Here is an 8,716-nt window from a genome sequence, read left to right as displayed (position 1 = left end):
GGAAAATGGCCGGTTGGAACCACAAATTTCTACTTTCATTAATCGCTAAATCAAATTCCTAATGCGTCAGCCCTGATGATTTTATTTCAGTATACAATCTCTTCGTTGTCTGCAAATAACAACTTACAAGGCCACTAGGTTACATCTTTCACCGTCATAGGTCATATATAGATCGGCTCGTAACTACCGCAAAAGTCAATTTGCTTATAAAGTTCTCATACATCTTAAAAAAAGGTAAAGCAACCTTGTTACAGGCGCCTTTATCTTGATTTTATCCAAAAAAGGTTTTTAAAGTTTAATCCGGAAAGCCGATGTTTTTTATTATCTCAAACATTTTCAACCCTGTGGATTGAATGTTAACTACTTGTTTGATAGTCTAACCAAAGGCGGATGGATAAAGTCAGACCCAAAGAGCCAGCAAAAAATCCTTTTGCTCGATAAACGATATCATCCTTGGATAAAATAGAATATTCTCCCAAGCTTATTACTTGATCAAAACCCAGATGGTTTTCATAGATACCATAAGGCCGATTTGAAAAATCCGGATCAATTAAACAGAAATCGGTATTACGCAACTCTTAAGCTTATCAAATCAGTCGCCAGATTCCGCTACGTTTAATAAGTGCTATGCACACATTAAACTTCACCACAAGGCCAAGCTATCACCGCACATTTTTTATCTAATATCTTATCTATTATACGACCTGTCAAGAAAATGTGCAGGCAATAGCCCAACACGCTGCGATCTGTCACCTGATATGACTTAAGCAAAATCCTTGCTTCATGAAAGCTCTCTCTGACCTTATCAATCATTCGCTATGCTCATTCATTGTTAAGTCAGGCGCTTTCCACAATTTTAGCTCACCTGCGTCTCGTCGAGGACTTCACAACTGTCATGGCGTTTGAAAGGCTAACACACAGCCCCAAGGAGTCAAACGCAACGTCAATTTTTTGTGTGAAGCATTCTTTATGGCCGCACTTCGTGCTACCTCTACAAAGATCCTCTCCTCTATTCGCAGGCGGCTCGCAGAGAGTATTAACAATTGTTTTAAATAAGTTGTTAAATATTATTAAAGCCTATTTGTTTGAAATGATAAATAATTATATTTGAAGCACCTTAACCCTGCAATATGATCGCATTATCACAGTAAGAATACCCCAGCCCTTAGCCTTCAGAAAGGCATCAATCAAACACATTTTATTCATTCCATAACAGTTTAGCGTCAATCTAATACAGATTGATCTTCTTCATACATTTAATCAAATCCCTAGCCCTCTTATATCATGAAGAAACTCATTTTTTCACTTTCACTACTTTTAAGCTTTTCATCATTAGTACATGCCCAATGGACAACCGTAGGCAATAATATCTATAACAGTAATACAGGAAACGTGGGCATAGGAATCAACAGTGGCACAGCGAAGTTCGCCGTTTATCAACCTACCGCTTTAGGCAGCGCCGCCAAAAATAACCTGTTATTAAGCTCTGTAGGTGGTTCGACAACGAATAGTGTTCAAAACAATATATGGCTGGTCCGAAACGCAGCTGGCAGTGATTTTACAACCAGCAGACTGCATGATGGGATATCGATAGACGGCTCTTATGTTAGCCCTCAAACCGACACCAGGACCTGGTGGGAACGTGACCCGACATCAGATATACAATCCTGGGGAACAGCGGCAAGCACATACCTGACCATTAAACAAGGTAATCTGGGTCTCGGAACAACTGCACCGGCCGCCAAACTGGATATCACGGTCAGTGCATCCAACTTTACCAATAACATCAAATTCGGGGATGCCACCCCAGGTTATCTGGCCGCAGGAACAACGGGGATATTCATGAGCAATAATGTAGGCAGCCCGGTATTTACAGTGCTGCATACCGGCAATGTGGGTATCGGTCAAACCAATCCGCAAAATAAGTTGGACGTGAACGGTACAATGCATGCTAAAGCCGTTATAATAGATTTGAACGGGTGGTCAGACTATGTATTTAAAAAAGAGTATCAACTACCATCTTTGTCTGAAGTAAAATCCTATATCGACCAAAACCAACATTTGCCAGAAATTCCATCTGAGCAGGAAATGATTAAAAAAGGACTTGATGTGAGTGAGATGAATAAGCTATTAATGAAGAAAGTGGAGGAGTTGACTTTGTATTTAATCGAAAAGGACAAAGAACTTAAAGAACTTCAGCAAAGGGTACACGGACTCGAACAAAAACGAGTTGATAGCCAATCACAGCAGTGTCAAATTGATGAATTGACGAAACGAATGGAAGTACTAACAAAAAAAACATCTGAGAACTGATCACCCTGAACTTATGAAAATGAAATTTATTCTTTCTTTCCTAATAACTGTGTCTACGGCTATAATAGTTTCTGCTCAGGCCCCAAGTGTGCCCGCAGTGATTCCTCCATCACCAGATGTTGCCGCATTGTTGAGATATGCTGAAATTCCAGTTGGATACAGTACTGGAGTACCGGATATTAATGTTCCGATATACACAATAAAAACGGGAAAACTTATCTTACCTATAAGCATTTCCTATCATGCAAGTGGTATCAAAGTTCGTGATATGGCAAGTGTAGTTGGGCTCGGCTGGGTACTTAATGCAGGGGGAAGCATTGGTAGAACAGTACTTGGCAGACGGGACGAAAGCAATGACTATATCGCACCTTACAAGACAACTGATGATCTCACAACAGCCCGTAATGCGGTAACAAGTGATGCTGATGCAACTAATCTCATATACTATTATCAAAATATGAGTAAGTCAAATTTCGAAACACAGAGCGACAGATATGGTTATAATTTTAATGGAAAATCCGGAATTTTTAGATATGATTGGTTGACTGGAGGTGTTCACCTGATCCCTTATGCACCTTTAAAAATAACAAAACAGTACTTAAATAATAGTCCCTCACCGTTAAACCTTTATTACCAAATTGTTGATGAAGAGGGGGCCCAATATTCTTTTCAGGCAACAGAAGTAACTTCTCAAAATGGCTTATCGCCTGTAACTGCCTGGAATTTAACAAAAATTACTTCGGCTGACCAGACGGATGAAATAAATTTGTATTATAAGTCAGGAACGGAAACGATTGTTCAGGCCTCAGAGGTTTGCTCAATCGTTAAAGGTCCTAGTAATTTCACTGATGTGATTCCTCAGACAACAACTTTTACACGAACCCCAATTGGATCTCAGGAGTTTCCCCAACGATTGGACAGTATAGTGACCAAAGATGCAGTGGTTCGCTTTTTATATGCTGCCGATAGACAGGATGGTAGGCAAATGAGACTTATAAAGATAGCTATTTATAGCAGAGCCTCAAATAGTCTCATCAGAGAGGCATCCCTTATTCAAACGTACTTTGGGGCGGCATCAAATCATTCCTTAAGGTTGCGTTTAGACGGTGTTAAATTGGGCGGGGCAGAGACTTCAGTTGTTGAAAACTATGCTTTTGGATATAATAACGGGGTAGGTCCCGGATATTATATGACTAATGGTTATGTCTTTCCTGGGGGGAATTCATTCCCCCCCAATATTGCAGAGGATTATTGGGGATACAATACAATGGGAATCGGCGGAATTCCAAGTGAGTTCCTGGGTTTCTTAAACCCTTCAGAGTTGGGAACTTATGGGGGAAATAAGAACCCACACCCGATCCAGGCACAACTAGGCATTCTTCAGCAGATTCAATATCCAACTGGGGGTAAATCCGTTTTTGAATTCGAATCAAATAAAACAAATGACCCCAATTTTTATCATTATCCCGACCAGACAAATCCAAATAATTATGTAATAGGGGGGCTGAGAATTAAAACCATAAAAAATTATAACAGTGACAATTCTTTGAGCAATCAAAAAAGTTATACATATGATTTGATAGGAGCTCAGCAAGAGATCTCCGCTGTTTTATTCAGTTACCAACAACCCGTACATTATGTTGAAACCCAGACGAATCAACAAGGGTATGCCGGTATGAAGGACCGTGGTGTGTTAACAAGTAATGTCGCCACCTCGTCCAGTGTTTATCCACTGTCTATTATGGGCTCTTCCCCAGTTATTTATGGACAAGTAACAGAATATAACGGAACGATCGCTGATAATGTTGGAAAAACGGAGTATTCCTATGATATCCCTTTGGAAACCACCCTTGAATCAACCAACATATTAGGCAGTCCCAAATTTATAAATGGATTTACAATCGATAGGGGGACTCCTAATCCATTATTAAAGTCAAAAGTAGTTTATAAAAATGTAAATGGCACCTACAGTAAGGTTAGCCAGGTGGATAATACCTATACGAGCGTAAGAACCGATGAGTTCCTTACAGGGATCAGGGTCGATCAGGAAATAGTGTTTAAAGATTTGACGGGCTATTTTACGCCTGATAATTATTCCACCCCCTATTTGTGGGATTATTTGAATTCATATACCTGGGAAGCAACAAAAGGACACGAAGATGTTGCCCTACTTACCAACGTAGCAACTACCGATTACTCTAACGTTAATAGTCCTGTAAGTCAAACCACAACTTACACTTATGCTAATTTAGAGCATTTACAACCAACTCAAAAAACGGTCACTAGCAGCACAGGAGACAATTGGATAACACAGTACAAATATCCTTCTGATTTTGTTTCAATTGAGCCCTATGATAATATGTATAATACACTACATAACTGGACCCCGGTGATTGAACAATTAGACTTCAAATACAACCTGGTAAACAATACTACGAGTTTTTTGCAATCAAGTAAGACGGATTATCAAATATGGAACAATAATAACGCTCAAATATATCCTTTAACCGTATCGACTAAAAAAGGGACGAATAATTATGAACCCCGCCAACAATTTCAGTCTTATGATACTCAGGGGGATATTTTGAGCCTTGCCCCGGCACTGGGGCCAAAAACAAGTTACCAATGGGGGTATAATAATACTTACCCAACAGTAATGGTAAAAAATGCATTAAATACTTATAAAGTAATCACAAGCCAAACCACCAGCACAAATAGTTTTTCCATACAGTTCCCATACACAAACAAGGATACCTACACCCAACAATTTACCGTTGGCGCAAATGGTGTCACGAGTTTATATATTGATTATGGTGGAGATGAGGGTAGTGGTACTGTTCGGGCAGAAATATCTATCAATATTACCGGGCCCAATAACTATAATTCCGGTTTCTTTTCCCTTTGCTTGGCAGGAGGTTCTGCAACCTGCGGAAATTATTCGTCGAACATAGTTTTTAATGGTTTGGCCCCGGGAATATATACCCTGACAGGTAGTATTTATGATTTGCAGAACCTAAGCCTACCGATCAATCTATTTGTTTCATACCCAATTTCAGTAACCAACACTACGACCACAGGCGCAAAAGATTTTTACTACGACGGCTTTGAGGAAGGTAGTGGTAATAGTGCTAATAATGATTGTAAGACAGGGCATTTGAGCTTTAGTGGGGCTTATAGCAAATTATTAAACGGTTTGTCATCCAGGAATTATGTTCTCAGTTATTGGCTCAAATCAGGTACAGGCTGGACCTTACAAAGACTTCCGCCTGTAAATGTGACGGGGGGGACTTATACTATCAGTATTCCAAACGGACAGATCGATGACGTGCGGTTTTGTCCGGTAGATGCCCAAATGACCACCTACACTTACGATCCATTAGTGGGCATGACGAGCAGCACCGATGCGAAGGGCGAGACAACGACATACGAATACGATGGCTTCCAGCGGCTGATGAATGTGAAGGACAAAGACGGGAATATAGTGAAACACATGGACTATCATTACCAGGGGCAATAAACCGAAGGATAACCTAAAGACTTAATCACATGAAAATTATAAATAGATTACTCGCGGCCTTCAGTTTATTGTTCATAGTTTACAGCTCAAAAGCCCAAACGCCGATCCAGGTAACGGCGCCGATGACGGGAACACCGGCAGCCGGTTCGTATTTCAGTTACAGCAGTATTACGCTAAGCCCTAATTTCAGCTTTACGGCAGCGCCGGGCAGCAGCTTGAGCCTGTATATCGCCAACTCGGATTGCCAGCCGCTGGGCACAGCGCTGAGCCAAAACCAGAATTACATACTCAGTTCTGTACCACGCAAAGCAGGTTACAACCCGGCAGTAAACACTTACTCTACCTGTGATCTTATGCAGACGGTACAGTATTTTGACGGGCTGGGCAGACCGTTGCAAACAGTCCAGGTGAAAGGCTCTCCGGCCAATAAAGACGTCGTACAGCCGTTTGTTTATGATCAGTTCGGCAGGGAAGCTACGAAATACCTGCCCTATGCGGCCACTACTGTCGATGGCAGCTATAAAACCGATGCGCTAACCACAGGGGTAAACAATTTTTATAACCCAACAGGCAGTGGTATCAGCGGAACACAACAAAGCAACGGTATAGTAGTAATTCCACAACCGTTCGCGCAAACCAATTTTGAACCTTCGCCCTTGAACCGGGTACTGGAACAAGGCGCGCCGGGCACAGACTGGCAGCCGGTAGCCAACAGCACGGCAGGCCATACCCGGAAAATAGTGTATACGACGAATAACGAAAAGGTCATTACGGATACAGCCAACACGATGCTGGTTGCTTTGTATACGGTCACGATCAATGCCGACCAAAGCCGGACACTCGGGCGAAACGGTAATTACGGCGCAGGCCAGTTATATGTAACTGTCAGCAAAGACGAAAACTGGAAAGATACCGGATTTGGTAATTCAAGAGGAGGAACGACCGAAGAGTACAAAGACAAAGAAGGCCATGTGGTGCTGAAACGCACATTTAATTATACCGGGAGTGCGCTGCAAATGCTATCGACCTATTACGTGTACGACGACCTGGGCAACCTGGCCTTTGTGCTGCCGCCTGGTTCCAATGCGGATAATGTACTGCCTACGTCAACCACTCAGGATAACCTGTGCTACCAATACCGTTATGATGGACGTAACCGGCAGATCGAGAAAAAGATTCCGGGCAAAGGCTGGGAGTATATGGTTTATAACAAACTGGATCAGGTGGTGGCAACCCAGGATGGTGTGCAACGGGCGAAAAGCACGCAGGAATGGAGTTTTACCAAGTATGACCAATTTGGGCGGATAGCCTATTCTGGTGTATACCAATATCCGGGTAGTACGGCGGGCACCAGTTACCGGGCGGCATTGCAGATCACGGTAGACGGGCAGACCACACTGTGGGAAACCCAGCAGACTACAGGTACGGGTTATTCTGGCACGGCCTGGCCACAGGCAAACATCCTACGTTACCTGGTATTGAACTATTACGATAATTACACTTATCCTAATAATCCTTATACTCCAACGGTGAGCGGTACATTGACCAACCCGACTGGGCTACTAACGGCGACGAAAACCGCGGTACTGCTGCCCGACGGAACCTATGGCTCTATGTTATGGACCGCGTATTTTTACGATAGCAAAGGGAGAGCGGTACAAACCGATAAACAGCACTACTTGGGCGGAGAAGCCGGTTTAAATACGTTAAATTATGACGAAATAAGCAATAGTTACAATTTTACTGACCAGGTAACAAGTACTACCCGTCATCACTATGTGGCAAACGTCCAATCCCTACTTGTGACCACTAATTACCAGTATGACCATATGGGGCGCAAGGTTCAAACTTCGGAAGCCATCAGCACAGGCACTAGCCTGGCCCCTGCGCCAACGATCATCTCACAACTGGACTATAATGAGATCGGGCAGCTGAAAACTAAACATCTACATAGTATCAACAATGGAGGCAGTTACTTACAGGATATCAGTTATATCTATAATGAGCGTGGTTGGTTAAGCCAGATCAACGACCCATCCGTAGCTCCCTCAGCAAATAAATTATTCAGCGAAAAGCTGAACTACAATGTACCGCAGTTTGGTGCACCGGCTCAGTTTAATAGCAATATAGCGGAGCAACAATATAATGCGGGCATTAGCGGTAACCAGCATGTTACTTATAGTTATGATCAGCTGAACCGTCTGAAATCTGGAACATCAAGCACTGGCTACAGTGAAACGATCAGCAATTACGATAACTTGGGTAATATTCAAGGATTAACCCGCACAGCCCCTAACGCGGCCACCTTAACTTATAATTATACAGGCAATCAGTTACAAACGATCACCAATAACGGAGCGGCATTCCGAAGTTATCCAGCTTATGACCTCAATGGCAATGCTTCGAGCGACGGGCAGGGCAACGTTATCTTGTACAACATGATTGACTTGCCCAGAAGTATCGCATCTAAAAACCTGAGCTATACATACTCGGCAACCGGAGAAAAATTACGAAAGAACAGTAATGGTTCAATTACGGAATACATTGAAGGAATACAATACAGGCCAGATGGAACGATAGATTTTGTTCAGACAGAAGAGGGGAGAGCAAACCGAAGCGGGACAAACTATGTGTATGAATATACTTTGACAGATCATCTTGGAAATAATCGGGTAACTTTTGACCAAACAAACGGTAAAGTAGGTGAAGACGATTATTACCCATTCGGGCTGAATGTGCACCGGCAGGTAAATGGTGGAAATAAGTATCTTTACAATAAGAAAGAATTGCAGGAGGAACTGAACCAATACGATTATGGCGCGCGTTTCTACGATCCTGTAATTGGGCGATTTACGACTGTTGACCCGCTGGCAGAGGTAGATCGTA

The 8,716-nt window shown here is 42.4% G+C and carries 3 protein-coding genes; all 3 read left to right on the top strand.

What is annotated here, in order from left to right; translation table 11 throughout:
- The first annotated feature begins 1,284 nt into the window (after nt 1-1,284).
- On the top strand, nt 1,285-2,313 hold the full coding sequence (locus AB6735_RS27665) for a hypothetical protein (RefSeq protein ID WP_370999422.1): 1,029 nt from the start codon (nt 1,285-1,287) through the stop codon (nt 2,311-2,313).
- Between the two features lie 13 nt (nt 2,314-2,326).
- On the top strand, nt 2,327-5,830 hold the full coding sequence (locus AB6735_RS27660; RefSeq protein ID WP_370999421.1) for a hypothetical protein: 3,504 nt from the start codon (nt 2,327-2,329) through the stop codon (nt 5,828-5,830).
- 29 nt (nt 5,831-5,859) lie between these two features.
- Nucleotides 5,860-8,716: DUF6443 domain-containing protein (locus tag AB6735_RS27655; protein WP_370999420.1), on the top strand; the 2,857-nt coding region annotated here is incomplete at its 3' end.

The sequence above is a fragment of the Mucilaginibacter sp. RCC_168 genome, assembly GCF_041355315.1.
In the GTDB taxonomy this organism is placed as follows: domain Bacteria; phylum Bacteroidota; class Bacteroidia; order Sphingobacteriales; family Sphingobacteriaceae; genus Mucilaginibacter.
This window is presented reverse-complemented; position numbering and strand designations above follow the sequence as displayed.